The organism is Paraburkholderia sp. J63 (genome assembly GCF_905220245.1).
In the GTDB taxonomy this organism is placed as follows: domain Bacteria; phylum Pseudomonadota; class Gammaproteobacteria; order Burkholderiales; family Burkholderiaceae; genus Paraburkholderia.
This window is the reverse complement of record NZ_CAJMZF010000152.1, coordinates 1-673: the sequence shown is the minus strand read 5'-3', so window position 1 is coordinate 673 and position 673 is coordinate 1. Positions and strand designations below refer to the sequence as shown.

The 673-nt window shown below is 67.0% G+C and carries 1 protein-coding gene; it reads left to right on the top strand.

Going from position 1 to position 673, the window contains the following annotated elements; all coding sequences use genetic code 11:
• On the top strand, positions 1 to 673 hold a 673-nt coding region (locus U5775_RS38925; RefSeq protein WP_322063436.1), incomplete at both ends, for a porin.

Sequence of the window (673 nt, the reverse complement as noted above, 5' to 3'; positions counted from 1 at the left end):
GGCGGCATGGCCAATTCGCGCTGGGGATTGCGCGGCGTGGAGGATATCGGTGACGGAACGAAAGTGATCTTCACGCTGGAGAGCGGCTTCAGCCCGACCAACGGCAGCAACTTCTTTCCCGACAACCGGATCTTCGGCCGCCAGGCGTGGCTCGGGGTCGACGGACGGTTTGGACGACTGAGCTTCGGGCGCCAGTACACGACGATCTTCGACATGCTGTTCAACTTCGCGCCGCAAGGCTTCAGCGGCGGCTCGGAGCCCGTGCCCGCCATGACGTCGTTCTGGGCCGACAACATCATCAAGTATCGCTACAGCACCGGCCCCCTCGTCGCCCAGGCGCATTGGGGACCGGGCGGCCAGCCCGGCTCGCTCTCGCTCGGCGCAAACTACGGGGCGGGACTCGCCTGGGACACGGGTACGGCCGCCGTCACGCTCGCCTATGATCAGATCAATACCGTCCAGAGCGGCACCATGCAGACGAAGAACCGCCTCGCGGCCATCGCTGCGCGACTCACGCTGGGTCCGGCCAAGCTGTTCGCCGGGTATCGCTACCGCGACAATACGGCGGCCACCGGGGCCACCGCGCTGCGCGACGACCTCGCCTGGATCGGCCTGCGCTACCAGATCGGGGCGGCCTTCACGCTCACGCCGGCCATCTACTACGACCACGTGC